15 protein-coding genes are annotated in these 16,246 nt (G+C 63.7%); 4 read left to right on the plus strand and 11 right to left on the minus strand.

The features are described from left to right. Positions 1–9: 9 nt before the first annotated feature. The 11 genes from holA to ACBG85_RS17820 all read right to left on the minus strand — a co-directional run bounded on the left by holA (position 10) and on the right by ACBG85_RS17820 (position 11,541). Complete coding sequence (gene holA / locus ACBG85_RS17770) at positions 10–987, minus strand: DNA polymerase III subunit delta (protein ID WP_003944476.1); 978 nt, start codon at positions 985–987, stop codon at positions 10–12. Then, positions 984–3,344, minus strand: a complete 2,361-nt coding sequence (locus ACBG85_RS17775) for a ComEC/Rec2 family competence protein (RefSeq protein WP_064689235.1) — start codon at positions 3,342–3,344, stop codon at positions 984–986. The genes holA and ACBG85_RS17775 overlap by 4 nt, the downstream gene beginning before the upstream one ends. Next, positions 3,341–4,219, minus strand: coding sequence for a ComEA family DNA-binding protein (locus ACBG85_RS17780; RefSeq protein WP_050654644.1), 879 nt, complete (start codon positions 4,217–4,219; stop codon positions 3,341–3,343). The genes ACBG85_RS17775 and ACBG85_RS17780 overlap by 4 nt, the downstream gene beginning before the upstream one ends. An 81-nt stretch (positions 4,220–4,300) precedes the next feature. Then, positions 4,301–5,143 carry a DegV family protein gene (locus ACBG85_RS17785; protein ID WP_209447729.1) on the minus strand — a complete coding sequence of 281 codons (843 nt, stop codon included), beginning with the start codon at positions 5,141–5,143 and terminating at the stop codon, positions 4,301–4,303. Positions 5,144–5,147: 4 nt separating this feature from the next. Continuing rightward, positions 5,148–5,945, minus strand: a complete 798-nt coding sequence (octT, locus tag ACBG85_RS17790; RefSeq protein WP_124569244.1) for a diglucosylglycerate octanoyltransferase — start codon at positions 5,943–5,945, stop codon at positions 5,148–5,150. After that, a complete protein-coding gene (locus ACBG85_RS17795; RefSeq protein WP_075833651.1) occupies positions 5,932–6,606 on the minus strand; it encodes a histidine phosphatase family protein in 675 nt (224 codons plus the stop codon). Before ACBG85_RS17795 ends, octT begins: the two co-directional genes overlap by 14 nt. Beyond that, the gene (gene rsfS, locus ACBG85_RS17800) at positions 6,603–7,049 is read right to left on the minus strand and encodes a ribosome silencing factor (protein WP_003944502.1); all 447 of its coding nucleotides are present in this window, start codon (positions 7,047–7,049) and stop codon (positions 6,603–6,605) included. Before rsfS ends, ACBG85_RS17795 begins: the two co-directional genes overlap by 4 nt. A gap of 46 nt (positions 7,050–7,095) precedes the next feature. Continuing rightward, complete coding sequence (gene nadD / locus ACBG85_RS17805; protein WP_003944462.1) at positions 7,096–7,812, minus strand: nicotinate-nucleotide adenylyltransferase; 717 nt, start codon at positions 7,810–7,812, stop codon at positions 7,096–7,098. A gap of 18 nt (positions 7,813–7,830) precedes the next feature. Then, entirely contained in the window at positions 7,831–9,294 is a 1,464-nt protein-coding gene (locus ACBG85_RS17810; RefSeq protein WP_209447730.1) for a VWA domain-containing protein, read from the minus strand. Positions 9,295–9,302: 8 nt separating this feature from the next. Then, positions 9,303–10,214 (minus strand): MoxR family ATPase, encoded by a 912-nt coding sequence (locus ACBG85_RS17815; RefSeq protein ID WP_003944506.1) that lies wholly within the window; start codon positions 10,212–10,214, stop codon positions 9,303–9,305. Between the two features lie 40 nt (positions 10,215–10,254). Beyond that, on the minus strand, positions 10,255–11,541 hold the full coding sequence (locus ACBG85_RS17820) for a glutamate-5-semialdehyde dehydrogenase (protein ID WP_063316232.1): 1,287 nt from the start codon (positions 11,539–11,541) through the stop codon (positions 10,255–10,257). A gap of 149 nt (positions 11,542–11,690) precedes the next feature. On the opposite strand from ACBG85_RS17820, the gene ACBG85_RS17825 reads away from it, so the two are divergent. From ACBG85_RS17825 to ACBG85_RS17840, 4 genes are all read left to right on the plus strand, one after another. Continuing rightward, positions 11,691–12,794, plus strand: a complete 1,104-nt coding sequence (locus ACBG85_RS17825; protein WP_070161359.1) for an NADH:flavin oxidoreductase/NADH oxidase — start codon at positions 11,691–11,693, stop codon at positions 12,792–12,794. A gap of 243 nt (positions 12,795–13,037) precedes the next feature. After that, the gene (locus tag ACBG85_RS17830) at positions 13,038–14,480 is read left to right on the plus strand and encodes an MFS transporter (RefSeq protein WP_003944479.1); all 1,443 of its coding nucleotides are present in this window, start codon (positions 13,038–13,040) and stop codon (positions 14,478–14,480) included. Continuing rightward, positions 14,477–15,358, plus strand: a complete 882-nt coding sequence (locus tag ACBG85_RS17835) for a ribokinase (RefSeq protein ID WP_042450215.1) — start codon at positions 14,477–14,479, stop codon at positions 15,356–15,358. Before ACBG85_RS17830 ends, ACBG85_RS17835 begins: the two co-directional genes overlap by 4 nt. Before the next feature lie 53 nt (positions 15,359–15,411). Then, positions 15,412–16,233, plus strand: a complete 822-nt coding sequence (locus tag ACBG85_RS17840) for a MerR family transcriptional regulator (RefSeq protein ID WP_054826237.1) — start codon at positions 15,412–15,414, stop codon at positions 16,231–16,233. Positions 16,234–16,246: the final 13 nt, after the last annotated feature.

Consider the following 16,246-nt stretch of genomic DNA (forward strand, 5'->3'; position numbering starts at 1 on the left):
ACGTTGTACTCAGTTCTTCCGCAACGCGCACACTTTCCGCACTGCCATCTCCAGGGCGAAGGACGAGTCGACTGCGGCACCCTTCACGTCGGCATTGAGGGCGGCGACGATCTGCATCGCAGCGCCGATCGACGTGGGATCCCAGCCGCCGACCTCCTTGATCGCCTTCTTGACCTTCCACGGCGGCATTCCGAGATCCGACGCCAACCGGAACGGGTCACCGCCCCGTGCAAACGGGCCGACCTTCGCGATGGTGTGGACTGCGTCGGCGAGGGCATCCGCGAGCAGAACATGGGCTGTTCCGATCTGATCTGCCCATCGGAGCGCCTCGAGCGCACCCCGGGTATCGCCGACGATGACTTTGTCGGCCACGTCGAATCCGGAAACCTCGGCCTTGCCCGAGTAATACTTGTGGACTGCATCCACGTCGATCTTGCCGCCCGTATCTGCCGCCAATTGCGAGCAGGCCGACGCGAGTTCGCGGAGGTTGGAGCCGACGCTTTCGATCATCGCGGCGATCGCATCTGGCGCAACCCTGACGTCTGCGGTCCGAAACTCACCCCGGACGAAGTCGACAAGCTGACTCTTGTTCAGTTTTCCGCAGTTGTGAACCGTCGCCCCGAGCTTCTCGAGGGCCGGTGCCAACGCTTTCGCGCGACCGCCGCCCGAGTGCACGACGATCAGAACCACACCTTCTGCCGGCTCGCGTGCAGCCTCCAGGACAAGCGCTACGGCATCTTTGCCTGCTTCTGCAGCCGATTCCAAGACGATCACACGGTCTTCGGCAAAAAGAGAAGGGCTGAGCAACTCGGCCAACTCGGGAGCATTGGTGTCGCCCGCGCGCATCTTGGTCACCGGGAGATCCGAAATACCCTGTCCGCGGTCACCGCGGACAGCTCTGATGAGCTGCGATACCGTGCGGTCGATCAGGAACTCGTCGTCCCCGAGAACAAGATGCAGCGGATCGACTCCAGACGGATTACTCACCCGAAGATGGTCCCACGAGGAACCGACACGATCGACACAGACCCGCCGCCCCCGCCGTACACAGCGACGGTGCCGTCGACGTCGGTCCGAACCACCGCCCCGCCCAATGAATCCAGTTCATCGAGAACCTCCGCATTCGGGTGCCCGAAACTGTTGCCGACGCCGACGCTGATCATCGTCAACCTCGGACGCACCGCTTCCAGAAATGCCGACGACGTGGTCCGAGAACCGTGATGGGGCAGCTTCAACACATCGGCCTTCACGTCCGCTCCCGATCGGAGGATCGCCTCCTCCCCCGCAACTTCGGCGTCGCCCGTCAACAGAATTCGACCCGCGCCCGTGTGCGCCATCACCACCAGCGACTGATCGTTCGCGGCGTCCGCGCCGTCCCCCGCATCGCGGGGAGCCGGAACCAACGGACCGAGAACCTCCACGTTCACCGATCCCAACGTCAACTCCATACCTGCGCGCAACGAGACAACCGGAACGGCCTGCGAGTCGGCGGTATCCTTCACCGCCCGAAAACCTGACTCCGGCAACAACATCGACCCGACTCCGATCGCAGCGACCGAACGCCCACTCAGGACTGCTTCCAATCCACCGATGTGATCGGCATGAAAATGACTGATCATCAGCAACGCGATGTCGTTGACGTCCAACATGTTCAGGCAACGATCCATCGATGTGGGATCAGGACCGACATCGATCACGATCACCCTGCCGTCTCCAGTCGAGAGCACAAGACCGTCCCCCTGACCGACGTCGCACATCACCAGCGCCCACCCCGGAGCAAAACGGCCACCCCCGAACACGTGTTGAAAGATCAGGGCCAGAACAACTCCCAGAACAAGAACGCCGAGCACCCATCTCGAAATCCGATTCCACAGCGTCAGGGCCGCGGCCAGTAGGACTCCCACGACGACGAGGGCACCGATGAGTCCTGACGGCACTACCACCGACGCTCCGGGAAGCGCCGCCGCCCGCTCGGACACGCACAGCAGCCACCCCATCGGCGGCCGCACCAATGGCGCGACGAACACCGCGATCGGTGGACAGATCAGCGCACACAAGGCAATCACCGCACCGAACACCGTGATGATTCCGATCACGGGCGCCACCGCCATGTTCGCGGCAATCGTGACTACGCTGAAGGTTCCCGCCATGGCGCCCACCAACGGTGCAGTCACGACAAACGCAGCACCCGAGACAGCTGTCATCTCCGAAAACCAACGGGGCCAGCCTCTTCGGCGAAGCACGTCCACCCACACCGGCGCAATGATCACCAGCGCGCCCGTGGCAGTAGTCGACAGCGCAAACCCCCAGTCGACGGCCAGCTCGGGCATCACGACTACCAGAACGATGACGGCGGCGGCAAGCGCAGGCAGCGCCTGTTTGCGCCGACCAGTGACCAGACTGAGCAGGCCTACCAAGCCCATCACCGACGCGCGTAGAACACTCGGCGACGGCCTCGCGACGACAACAAAGGCAACGAGGGCTACCACCGCCAAAGCGGCGCCGACCCGTGGACTGAGCGCCGCGGCTCTGACCAACAGCAGAACGGCCCCGAGCAGAATGCTGATGTTGGCGCCGGACACCGCGGTGAGATGGGAAAGTCCGGCAACGGTGAAGTTGTCCTTCACCACCGGCGACAGCGCCGACGTGTCTCCGACGACGAGGCCAGGCAGCAGACCCGCCTGATCCGGCGGGAGTGCAGCCGAGCACGCAGCCGCGAAACGAATGCGCACCACACTTGCCCATCGCTGATACCAGGGCACTTCTCCCACCGCGACGGGAGGCCCTTCGGACGTGATCACGGCGAGCGTGGAATCGCTACGCCATGGCTGACTCGCCCGGCCACGAACCGTGAGGCTCTGCCCTGGAACAACTTCGAGCCACGACGAACTGGGCGCCCGGATGGTGACCAAGCCGCCTCCGGAGTACCTGCGGTTCTGGGCAGTCACCGAATTGACGGTTGCCCTGAAGACGACCTGACCTTGACCCACCGCGCCGGAGACCGCGTGCGGATCCTCCGAGGGTTCCACTTCGACACTCACCCAAGCTCCCTCGAGAGAAGCTCGGGTCAGTGGGTGCCTCTCCGCCTCGGACGCCCGCCACCCGCCGACGGCACTACACCCGGCACCGAACAGCAATGCAACCAACATGATTCGTACCCACCCCGCTGATGTCCGGCGCACAACCACGTAAGTGAGGAGTGCCGCTGGAACCGCACACGCCACCGCCAGTACCCACGCGGCGACCGGGCCAAACAGGATCCCCACCGCACTGCTCCCCCACACCGCGACGGCAGACGGAAGCAGTCGAGCGTCGAGGACCGGCGAGGCTTCCGGTTCGTTCACACCGACACCAGCACTCGCAATTTGGCCAACCTTGCCGGGCCGATCCCGTCGACTTCCCCCAATTGTTCTATGTCCGTGAATTTTCCGTTGGATGTGCGCCAGGAGATGATCGCCGCAGCCGTTACCGGCCCTACCCCGGGAAGCTCGTCCAGTTCGGCCTCGGTGGCGGTATTGAGGTTCACCAGCCCAGCCCCGCCGGATTCCCCCGTAGCTGCGGGGCTGGTCCCTCCTGCAGTGGTACTCGAAGAAACACCACCGGACTGATCGGCCGCACCAACCACGATCTGATCGCCGTCGACAAGTTTCTGAGCCAGATTCAGGCCCACCGTCTCCGCTCCGTCGAGCACGCCACCTGCCGCAGCAAGCGCGTCGGCGATGCGCGAGCCCGAATGAAGATTGACAAGCCCAGGCGTGCGCACGAGCCCGACGACACTGACCACCACAGCCTCGGGCGGCTGCTCTGCCACGACGCCGGTCGGTACAGGACTGGCTGATTCACCATCGCCGGCAGTCACATTCTTCTCCGTGACATTCTGGGGCGAGGGCAACGTTGGGACCGCCTGCATGCTCGGAGAATCCCACCACACGGCGAACAAGCCGATTCCCGTGGCCAGAACTGCAACGATCGCCAACACCCAGGTCGCCGACCGACTCGGGCGCCAACGTGTACCGCGCCAATGTTCGGGCAATCGGTCGAACCGTGACGAGTCGGGCTGAGCGTCGTAGTCGTCCTCGTCGAAGTCCCGAAGCCACTCGGGGGACCTCTCGAAAGACCCTGAATCCTCGAATTCGTCGACGGCCGGTCGCTGCCGGTAGTTTCCGTCCATCGCCGCGAGGCGATCACGCGCCCGCTCGCGCTCCTCGCTGATCCTCATGACTGGACGCTAGCGAGAGACCTCGCCACCGAAGACGATGAATTTCGACCTGTGGAGAACTCGGGGATTGTGGAGAAACGATCAGGTGTTCGCGTCGATCTCCGGCAACGGGCACACCACAACACCGATCGCGCCGACACCGACGTGCGCTCCGATAACCGCGCTGAAGTCGGTAACCACGGATTCCGCTACATCGGGAATGCGCTCGGCCAACTGTTCGGCTATCCCGTCGGCACGCTCTCGTGCTCGCATGTGATGCACGGCTATCGCCACGCGGCCGAGACCGGCGCGCTCGACTGCCGAATCAACCAAGCGTGCAAGCGCTTTGGTGGTGGTGCGCGTTTTTTCGCCGAGCACGAGTTTGCCGTCCACCAGATGCAGGATCGGCTTCATCGCCAATGCAGTACCCAGCAACGCAGCGGCGGTTCCGATTCGTCCGCCCCGACGCAATTGATCAAGTTTGTCGACGACGATGTAGCAGCGCCCACGGCTGGCGACGTCGACCGCCCGGCCGTACGCCTCTTCGAGTGAAGCGCCCTTCTCGGCCAAGCGTGCAGCTTCGAGAGCCGGATAGCCCAAACCCATACCGGCGGACTGTGAATCGACGATCCGGACGGCGCCACCGAATTCCTGGGCTGCGACTCGTCCGGCTTCCCACGTTCCCGACAGTTGACGTGAAATGTGAACGGCGAGAACGCCGTCACCGTCGCTCATGTCCAGGGCGCGTGCATACGCTTCGGACAACTCGGCGGGCGACGCTCCGGCCGTTGTCACTCCCGACAGGTCGCTCGGCATTGCGTCGACGCCCTCTCGCAAGTCGCAACCGTCATGGAGCACGTGGAGCGGAACAACCTGAATGCCACATGCGTCGGCCGACTCCTGCGGGATGCAGGCGGAGGAATCCGTGACGACGACGACCGGCATTCTGCTACCCGACTTCGCTCGGCGGTGATACCAGTTCCGGCGAAACCAGTTCCGGCGAAACCGTTTTCTGCGACTCGACCCCGCGAATCGCAGCGATCATCGCGCGGGCTACACCGACGTGACCGTCCCAACCCCAGTGAATGCCGTCAGGATTGCCGTTCTCGGAAAAGACGTTGTCACGCACTGCATCTGCAAGGTCGACTACGGGAACGTCTTTCTCCGTAGCCCACTCGGTGATCGCGGACACCGCGGCAGGTCGTCCGGCATGCACGCTGGCGTAGGCATCACTGCGGTGCACTGACGGCAAGGTCGCGATCATCGGCAGTTCCGGCCGCATGTACTCCAACGCATTTCGCGAGCTTTCCAGATACTCGACGCTCAGCTTGGGAGGAAGTGCGACCGGGCGGCCCAGAGGTGCAAGCCGCGGCTGCAGCCATTGATAACCCTCGCGCACCACGCGTCGAAGCGCGGGTGGCCGAACGTAGCGAATGGTCTCGCGGAGCGCGGTAGGCAGCGGAGACGGTAGCGAGTCCATACCGCCGACCGCGAACACGACGGCGCCTGCCCGCGGCACCGCCGCCCACACACGAGGATCCTGAGTCAGTGCCCACCACGCATCGCGGCACGTCCAGCCGATACGGGCGACCAGCTCGACGTCCCAGCCGAGTTCGTCGGCCACGATGTTGGGCCAGATCCGTGGGTGGTCTGCCGCGAGGCCGCCTTTGGGGCCGAAATACGACAGCGAATCCGCGAGTACGAGGAGGACGGGGCGCTGCCCGTCGGCACTTTCAGAGGACGTCATTTGCGACACTCGCAGAAGCATTCCATACGTCGAGTCGCCACTCGATCGACTTGACGTCCCCGTGTCCGCTGAGTTGCACCCAACTGGTGTTTCCCAATCCGCCGAGGACGGCCCAGCGATCGACGGGTAGGTCGAGCAATGCCGCTGTCAGTGCCGCGATCAAGCCTCCGTGCGCCACCAGAACCACGGGCCGTTCGGCCCAGTCCGGGTGCGTCTCGAGCAATTCGTGAACTACGGGGAGGCTGCGATTCGCGACGTCGATTCGGCTTTCGCCGCCGGGCGGCGCCAACGTGGCATCCGCCCGCCAGGCAGATCGCACACCGGGAGTGCGCTCGTCGACGTCGTGATGAGTCAGGCCTTGCCATTCGCCCAGGTGTGTCTCACGCAGACGCGTGTCGGTGAGTACCGGAAGTCCGGCGGCATCACCGACTGCGACGGCCGTGAAGTACGCCCGACGCAGATCCGAGGACACGATCGTCAACGGCCTGCGATCGGCGATCACCGGACCTGCACTCTTGGCCTGCGTGCGTCCCAACTCCGACAGGTCGGTGTCGAGTTGCCCCTGCATCCGAGAGTCGGCGTTGTATTCGGTCTGTCCGTGACGCAGCAGGATGAGCCGGCGGACAGGGTTCGACGCCGCACTGGGCGCCGGCGAAGTCACAGCGAGGGATCCTGCGCGTCCGGCTCGGAAACCGTGTCGGTCTCGAACACCGTGTTGGCGTCGGCGGGGCCGGGACGGTTCTGTCCGAGGCCTTCGACCTCGACCGTCGGGCAGTCCTTCCACAGACGATCGAGAGCGTAGAAGTTGCGCTCCTCGTCATGCTGGACGTGGACGACGATGTCGGCGTAGTCGAGCAGTGCCCAGCGGCCCTCGCGGGTGCCTTCACGGCGGACCGGCTTGTGTCCCGCTTCGCGGAGACGGTCTTCGATGTTCTCGACAATCGAGTTGACCTGACGCTCGTTCGTCGCAGATGCGATGACGAAGCAGTCCGTGATGACCAGCTGTTCGGACACATCGAGCACCACCACTTCGGTGGCCAGCTTCTCGTCGGCTGCCAAGGCCGCGATGCGTGCCATGTCGATGGCTTCGGTGTTTGCGCTCACTCGATGTTCTCCAGTTTCGTCTTCAGAAAGTACTTGTTGTGCTCGGCTAGCTCGATTCGGCGCCCGGGACGGCTTCCGACTTCCCCGGTGCGGGCTCCGACATCGTTGTAGCTCCGTCGCGGCGCTCCGCGTCGACAGGTCGATACAGGTTCCGCTTCGAGATGTACTGCACCACTCCGTCCGGCACCAGGTACCAGACGGGGCGGTCTTCACTTGCCCGACGCCGACATTCGGTCGACGAAATGGCAAGTGCCGGAATCTCTATCAACGTGACCGCGTCGGCGGGCATGGTGTCGAGGTGACCGGCCAGGTGCTCTGCATTGAGATCGAAACCCGGTCGCGATACCCCGACGAACTTCGCCAATGCGAACAACTCTTCCCAATCTTGCCAGGAAAGGATGCTGGCCAGCGCATCGGCACCGGTGATGAAGAAGAGTTCGGCGTCAGGGTGGTAGGCCCGGAGGTCTCGCAGCGTGTCCACGGTGTACGTCACTTTTTCACGGTCGACGTCGACCCGAGAGACGGAAAACCGCGGGTTGGAGGCGGTGGCGATGACCGTCATGAGGTACCGGTCCTCGGCAGGACTGACGCCCTTCCCCTGCTTCTGCCAGGGCCGCCCGGTGGGGACGAAGATCACTTCGTCGAGTCCGAACCGGTCGGCGACCTCACTGGCCGCAACGAGGTGGCCATGGTGAATGGGGTCGAAGGTGCCACCCATCACTCCTAGGCGTCGAGCACGTTCCACCGATAGTCCCTTCTGCACGAGTGTCGAGCTTACGGGTCAGACCGGCAGCAGACGGGACACGACGTCGGCAAGCTGCTGGGCCGAGCGGCACTCGTGCATGCTGATGACCTCGTTGTAGACCTTCGCCGCGGAGTCACCCGTTCCCCATTGCCCCTTCGGCTCGGGGTTGAGCCAGTGCGCGTGCTTGGCTACTGCCACCATCTGCGACAGCGACTGAAGGTTGGGATCGCGGTAGTTGTTGCGACCGTCGCCGAGTACCAGTAGCGACGTGCGACTGGTGATCGACTGCGCAAACTTCTCCTGGAACACTCCGAAGGCGTGTCCGTAGTCTGAGTGGCCGTCGTAGGTGATCAGTTCGGCCTCACGCACCATCCGTGACATCGCTGATCCGAGGTCTGCGTTCGAGTCGAAGAACCGCGTGACCTCGTCGGTCGTGTCGATGAACGCGAACACCCGCACGCGCGAGAACTGCTCACGCAAAGCGTTCACGAGCAGCAGAGTGAAATGGCTGAACCCCGCCACCGAGCCGGATACGTCACACATCACCACAAGTTCGGGCCGCGCCCGCTTCGGCTTGCGCTGCACCAGATCGATCGGCACTCCGCCCGTCGACATGGACTTGCGCAACGTACGACGTAGGTCGATCGAACCCGCGCGAGAGCGGCTGCGACGCACGGCGAGACGACTGGCCAACAAGCGAGCCAGGGGTGCGACGTTCTTCTTCAGCGTGGTGAGTTCGGCATCGGACGCTCGCAAGAAGTCGACTTCCTCGGCGAGTTTCGGAACGCCGTACGTGGCGACCCGCTCCTTGCCCAAATTCTCGGCTGTGCGTCGACGCGTTTCCTTCTCGACCATCTTGCGGAAGTCCGCGATGCGCTGCGCTGCCGTGCGCTTGGCGACCTCGGACTGATAGTCGGAGTTGTCCTTGCCCTCTGACCCGGAACCCTCCTGGTTGCCGAGCAGGCCCTGCAGGATCTTGTTGAGCAACGCCTCCGGGGCGACGTCACGCAGCGCCTGATAGGCGGAGAACGACGGGCCGTTACTCGACTGGTACTGCCCGAGTTCCTCGACCATCGCGGCGGTCAGGAGTTCGGTCATCTCCATCGCCTCGTCACTGCCGTCTGTCAGCAGTTCGGCAATGAGCTCACGCAATGCCTGCAGGTCGATCGAGCCGTCTGGCTTGCGCGGCAGTGTGACGTCGACGTCGCCGACCGCACGGTCACCGATCGCCTTGGGGAACCACAGGTCGAAGACGGCGTCGAACGTCGCCCGGTGGGTCGGCCTGCGCAGGAGCGAGCATGCCAGCCCTTCACGAAGCGCTTCACGATCGAGCAGGTCGAGAACAGACATGACCTGACCGGCGTCGACTGTCTCGGACGGGCCGACCATGATTCCGCGTCGTCGCAAAGCCTCGACAAAATCGACGAGGTGACCGGGAATCCCGTGCGGCGCTGCCAGGCCGCCAGGTGAGAGCGGCGACGTCGATGCTGCGGGAGCCATGTCAGACCTCAGTTCAGCCGAAGTTCAGCGGCGGCACGCACCTGGTCCGACTGGTGCTTGAGGATCACGCCGAGCGTGGCGCGAACGGCATCGTCGTCGAGAGTGTCCATGCCCAGAGCAAGAAGGGTGCGTCCCCAGTCGATGGTCTCGGATACCGAAGGGACCTTCTTGAGCTGCATTCCGCGAAGAACACGAATGGTGTTGACCAGCTGCTCGGCAATCGCTTCAGGAAGCTCCGGCACACGGCTTGCGAGGATGCGACGCTCGAGGTCGGCGTCCGGGAAGTCGAGATGCAGGAAGAGGCAACGACGCTTCAGAGCCTCCGAGAGTTCGCGAGTGGCATTCGAGGTCAACACCGTGAACGGCTTGCGGGTGGCGGTAATGGTTCCGAGCTCGGGGATCGTGACCGCGAAGTCGCTGAGCACTTCGAGGAGCAGACCTTCGATCTCGACGTCTGCCTTGTCCGTCTCGTCGATCAACAGCACCGTCGGGTCCTCGCGGCGAATGGCCTTGAGCAGTGGACGTGCGAGCAGGAACTCCTCCGAGAAGACATCCGCCTTCGTCGAATCCCAGCTGTGGTCGACCGCGACATCACCCCTCGCTCCGCTCGCCCCGCCCGACTGAATCCGAAGAATCTGCTTCGCGTGGTTCCACTCGTAGAGTGCACGAGCCTCGTCGACGCCCTCGTAGCACTGCAGACGCACCAGTTCTGCGCCCGTGGTCTGGGCGACTGCGCGGGCGAGTTCCGTCTTTCCGACACCGGCCGGGCCCTCGATGAGCAGCGGCTTGCCCAGACGATCGGCCAGGAAGACTGCCGTCGCGGTGGCCTTGTCGGACAGATAGCCGGTTTCGGCCAGCCGTTCGATCACGTCGTCGACGGTCGAGAAGAACGGCGTCGTGTCGGGAAGTGCTCGGTCCACGGTTAACTCCTTGAGAGGTGGGGCAAGTCTGGTGAACTTTTCAGGCGGGTCGGGTGTGCCCGTCGCCCCAGACGATCCACTTGGTGGACGTCAGTTCCGGCAGCCCCATGGGGCCACGCGCGTGCAGTTTCTGGGTGGAGATGCCGATCTCGGCGCCGAACCCGAACTGCTCACCGTCGGTGAAGGCAGTCGACGCGTTGACCATCACTGCCGCAGCGTCGACTCGAGCGGTGAACTCGCGGGCAGCCGAGAGATCGGACGTCACGATGGCTTCGGTGTGGCCGGTTCCGTACTGGTCGATGTGCTCGACGGCAGCGTCCAAGTCCTTGACGACCTTGAGGGCGACGTCGAGGGTGAGGTATTCCTTCGACCAGTCGTCCTCGGTCGCGGGAACCAGTCCCGGCAGATCACCGTGCACGACGACGTCGTGCATCTGGAGCGCTTGGAGCAGCTTCGGCACGGCAGTCTCGGCGATCGCAGCGTCGACCAGGACGGTTTCGGCTGTATTGCAGACACTGGGCCGACGGGTTTTGGAGTTGAGAAGAATCTTCTCGGCCATCAGTAGATCGGCGGCCGAGTGAACATAGACGTGGCAGTTACCGACACCGGTCTCGATGGTGGGCACGGTGGCATCACGCACGACGGCGCTGATCAAGCCGGCACCGCCGCGCGGGATGACGACGTCGACGAGGCCGCGGGCCTGGATGAGGTGCGTGACCGTCGACCGATCCGCACTCGGCAGAAGTTGAACGGAATCCTCGGGCAGTCCCTGGTCAATCAACGACGCGCGCAGAGCCGCCACTAACGCTTCGTTGGACTTGACCGCCGAGGACGAACCACGAAGCAGCGCAGCATTTCCCGACTTGAGAGTGAGCCCGAAAGCGTCGACGGTAACGTTGGGGCGAGCCTCGTACACCATGCCGACGACACCGAGCGGAACGCGCTGCTGGCGTAGCTCCAAACCGTTCGGCAAAGTAGATCCACGAAGCACTTCACCGATCGGATCGGGTAGTCCGGCAACCTGACGCAAACCCGACGCGATGCCCTCGATCCGCTCAGCGGTCAGACGAAGACGGTCGAGCAGCGATTCCTCGGTGCCGCCCGCCTTCGCGGTGTCGATATCGAGAGCGTTGGCCGCGAGAATCCGATCACTTGCCGCGAGTACCGCGTCGGCTGCGGCGTTGAGCGCAGCATCCTTCTGCGCGGTGGTCAGCAGAGCCAGGACGCGCGAAGCCTTACGGGCTCGGCGTGCGGCGTCGTGCACGACGGACTTGGTGTCGGACGCGTTCGAGTCGACGGTTTCTGCGTTGGAAGTCACAGCGGTCATGAATACACATTAACCACCCACCGTGACGGCCTGCTCGGCGGAACGAGGCTGTGACCACCCGGGACCATTCCGGCGGACCGCCGGGGAACAATTCCGATGCGGGGCGCTGTTGCACCCACCGACCTTCTTCTTCGAGTCAGGAGCCATCCGTGAGTGTGTTGTTCGAGCCTTTGACCCTGCGCGGCGTCACCATCCCGAACCGCGTCTGGATGGCACCGATGTGCCAGTACTCCGCTGACGTCATCGGCGACCAGGTCGGAGTGCCCAACGAGTGGCATCGCACGCATCTGGTGAGCCGTGCAATCGGCGGCACCGGCCTGATTCTCACCGAGGCGACGGCCGTCAATCCCGAAGGCCGCATATCGGCAGCTGATCTGGGGATCTGGAACGACACGCAGGCGCAAGCCTTCGCCGAGATCAACGCGCAACTCGCGTACTTCGGCGCAGTGCCCGGAATTCAGCTGGCCCACGCCGGACGCAAAGCGTCGACGCAGGTTCCGTGGCGCGGCGGCAAGAGTCTGCCCGCCGACGACCGACTCTCGTGGCAGACGGTTGCCCCGAGCGCGGTTCCGTTCGGTCACCTTGCCGATCCGGTCGAGCTCACCACGGAAGGCATCGAGAAGGTCGTCGCGGACTTCGCAGCGGCGGCTACCCGCGCATTGAAGGCCGAATTCAAGGTCGTGGAAATTCACGCGGCCCACGGATACCTGATCCATCAGTTCCTCTCCCCCGAGAGCAACAAGCGAACGGACCGCTACGGAGGCAGCTTCGAGAACCGCATCCGATTGCTCCTCGAAATCCTGAGCGCAGTCCGCGAGGTGTGGCCGGCCGAGCTACCGCTCTTCGTCCGGGTCTCGGCGACCGATTGGCTCACGGAAGAACGTGGGCTCGACGTCGACAGCTGGACCGCGGATCAGACCGTTGCCCTCGCCAACATCCTCTCCGACTACGGCGTCGATCTCGTCGACGTGTCCACCGGCGGTAATTCACCGGCGGCCAAGATTCCGGTGGAGCCGGGATACCAGGTTCCGTTCGCCCGTCGCCTGCAGAACGAGAGCCTGCTACCGGCCGCCGCCGTCGGCCTCATCACCGAACCCGAACAGGCCGAGAAGATCGTCGAAGACGGAAGCGCAGTGGCGGTGCTCCTCGGCCGCGAACTGTTGCGTGATCCCTACTGGGCGCGCCGGGCGGCCCGTGAACTGAACGCCGAGGTAGGACCGCATATCCCGTCGCAGTACGCCCGCGCCTTCTAGCCCGAAAATCGGCTCCCGCGCACAACTTTGATAGCGTAAGCGTCTTACTTGCCGGTAGTCCGGAGCCCTGTGGGCTCCGGACACTGCCGCGGGCCAGAGCCGTGCGACGGGGGTCGCAACGAGCCACAGGGCACGCGGACGCTCGATTTCCCGACCGGCTCATCGGCGAGTGGGCAACGAAAAGATGCGTGCATCAGGTACGTGCCCCGCTCGGTTCGATGATTGCGCTGGGGAGCGCATGTCATGACTACACCAGAGAACTCGATCAGCGCTCTCGAAGTGGCCGAATCACCCGATGTCTGCGTCACCGACAATGCGTCCGTCAAGCGCGCTGTCAAGGCAACGATGCTCGGAAATGCCATGGAGTGGTTCGATTTCGGCGTTTACGCATATCTAGCTACCACTATCGGAAAAGTGTTCTTCCCGGACGCGAGCGGCAGCGCTCAACTCCTCTCTACCTTTGCAATTTTTGCGGCAGCCTTCATCGTCCGCCCACTCGGCGGATTGTTCTTCGGTCCACTCGGTGACCGCATCGGACGCAAGAAAGTCCTGGCCACCACCATCATTCTGATGGCGGGCAGCACCTTCGCCATCGGCCTCATCCCGAGCTACGAATCCATCGGTATCGCCGCCCCGATCCTGCTGGTACTCCTACGCCTACTGCAGGGCTTTTCCACCGGCGGCGAATACGGCGGAGCCAGTACGTTCGTCGCCGAATACGCACCGGACAAGCGCCGCGGTTTCTTCGCCAGCTTCCTCGAATTCGGGACTCTGGCAGGATATGTGGCGGCAGCGGGCATCGTGACGATCATCCAGACCGTCGTCAGTGCCGAGGACCTACTCCAGTGGGGCTGGCGCATCCCCTTCCTCATCGCCGGACCTCTGGGTCTCATCGGCCTGTACCTCCGTCTGCGTTTGGAGGAAACTCCCGCATTCCAGATGATGGAGCAGGCCGAAGAGCGCTCCCTCGCAGATGAATCCACAGGCAAGAAACTACGCGAAACTCTCGTCGACAACTGGCGTCCGCTTGTTCTGTGCATCGTCCTGGTGGCCACGTACAACATCGCTCACTACGGACTGCTCAGCTACATGCCGACGTATCTGACCAACACGTTGGGTTACGACGAATCCCACGGACTCGTTCTGATGATCATCGTCATGATCGTGATGATGATGGGAATCAGCTACGTCGGAAAGTTCTCGGACCGCGTCGGGCGTAAACCCTTGCTGCTCAGCGGTTTCATCGGATTCTTCGTCCTGTCCCTGCCTGCCTACCTTCTGATCGGCGTCGGCAACTACGTGACGGTCTTCCTGGGACTCGCAATTCTCGGTGGCTTGCTCCTGCTGTTCGTCGGAGTGTTCCCGTCCGTGCTTCCCGCACTCTTTCCGACCGGAATCAGGTACGGCGGCTTGGCAATCGGATACAACCTCGCGGTCTCCATCTTCGGCGGGACCACTCCCCTGGTGCTCACCGCCCTCGAAAGTGCAACGGGCAGCAACTTGGTCGCACCGATGTACATGATGATCGCCGCCGTGATCGGCGGTATCGCAGTCCTGATGATCCCCGAGACCGCACGCAAGCCACTCGACGGCTCTCCGCCCTCCGTCGCCACCGACGAGGAAGCACGTCGGATCATCCGCAAGGTTCGTCGAAAGAGAATGAAGGCCGATAACCTCGAGGTATGAGCACGCCTCGAATCGTCGTCGTCGGCAGTATCAACATGGATCTGACCACGTCAGTATCCAGATTCCCAGCTCCGGGAGAAACGCTGCTCGGCACTGCCTTTGCCACCGCGGCGGGAGGCAAAGGCAGCAACCAGGCCATCGCCGCCGCGAAAGCCGGTGGGGACGTGTCGTTCGTCGGCGCGGTCGGCGACGACGGTTTCGGCACCCAATTGCGCGAGACCCTGCAAGACGCCGGGGTCGACACCGCGTTGCTTCGTAGTGTCGACGGCCCGAGTGGCGTTGCCGCCATCACCGTGAGCGAGGACGCGGAGAACAACATCATCGTCGTCCCGGGCGCCAATTCCTCGGTCACCTCGTTGTCAGAAGCAGACCTCGACGCGATCGCACACGCCGACGTTCTCCTGTGCCAACTCGAAATACCCCTCGACACGGTCACCGCAGCGGCCCGGCACGCGCGTGCCAACGGAACAACTGTCATCCTCAATCCTTCGCCGGTACAAGACCTTCCGGGCGCCCTGATCGAGTCTGTCGACATCCTGATCGTCAACCAGACCGAGTCGGAGCAGTTGGCCGCGGTCACCGGTCGCGTCCGATACCTCGTCACGACGCTCGGGGCCGGCGGCGCGGATCTCCGGTCGGGCGAGGAGACAATCCACGCCGACTCCCCGGCCGTGACACCCGTGGATACAACTGGCGCAGGCGATGCTTTCACCGGCGCCTTCGCCGTGGAGTGGGTGCAGGGCCAGGACCGCGCCCTGCAGTTCGCTGCCACGGCGGGAAGTCTGGCGACGACGGTCCGCGGCGCGTCGGTGTCGTCACCCACTCGCGCTGCGATCGAAAAAGTCCTGAACCGACAGCTTGACTCTGACACCGTGTGAGGTCGTAAAGCTGTAGGTATCGGGTTCGTGAGAGAGAAACGGGGCGAGCAATAATGTTGAGCATCGGAGACTTCGCGAGAGCAGGTCGTGTGTCGGTGCGCATGCTCCGCCACTACGACGCCATCGGCCTGCTCACACCCGCGAGGGTCGACGCATCCACCGGGTATCGCTCGTACACCGCGGGCCAGTTGGCGCTGCTCAACCGCATCGTCGCTCTCAAGGAGTTGGGCCTGACTCTGGCCCAGGTCCAGCAAGTGGTGGAGTCGGCGGTCACCGTCGACGAGATCCGCGGGATGCTCACGCTTCGCCGAGCAGAACTCGAAACCCGAATCCAGGAAGACACCGCGCGACTGGCGCATGTACAGGCGCGCCTCCGCATCATCGAAAGTGAGGGACAGATGTCCGCATACGAGGTTGTGATCAAGTCCGTTCCGGCGCTGCGGGTCGCGGAGTTGACCGGTACCGCCAAGACGATGGATCCGTCGTCGATCGGCCCGGTGGTTCGCGGGTTGTACGAGCGGCTTTGTACCGGTTTGGATCGCGCCGGTATCGCCGCGATCGGACCCGCCGTCGCGTATTACGAGGATGCCGGTGACGACGAGAACGTCGTCGTGCATGCCGCGCTGCCGGTAGACGCGGATCCCGAGGGCGACTACGAGTTCGCTGTGGTGGACCTGCGAGCCGAAGAGCACGTGGCCTCGCTGATGCACAAGGGTTCGATGGACAACTGTCTGCCCGCCTATCAGGCACTGGCTCAATGGATCGACGCAGCGGGATACCGCAATGCCGGCCCCAGCCGTGAGGTGACGCTGGCGTGCCCGGAGGATGTCGACGGCTGGGTCACCGAGCTACAGGAACCTGTTGCCAAGGCCTGAAGCCCCGCACGTG

The organism is Rhodococcus sp. NyZ502 (genome assembly GCF_041464245.1).
GTDB classification, from domain to species: Bacteria; Actinomycetota; Actinomycetes; order Mycobacteriales; family Mycobacteriaceae; genus Rhodococcus_F; species Rhodococcus_F qingshengii.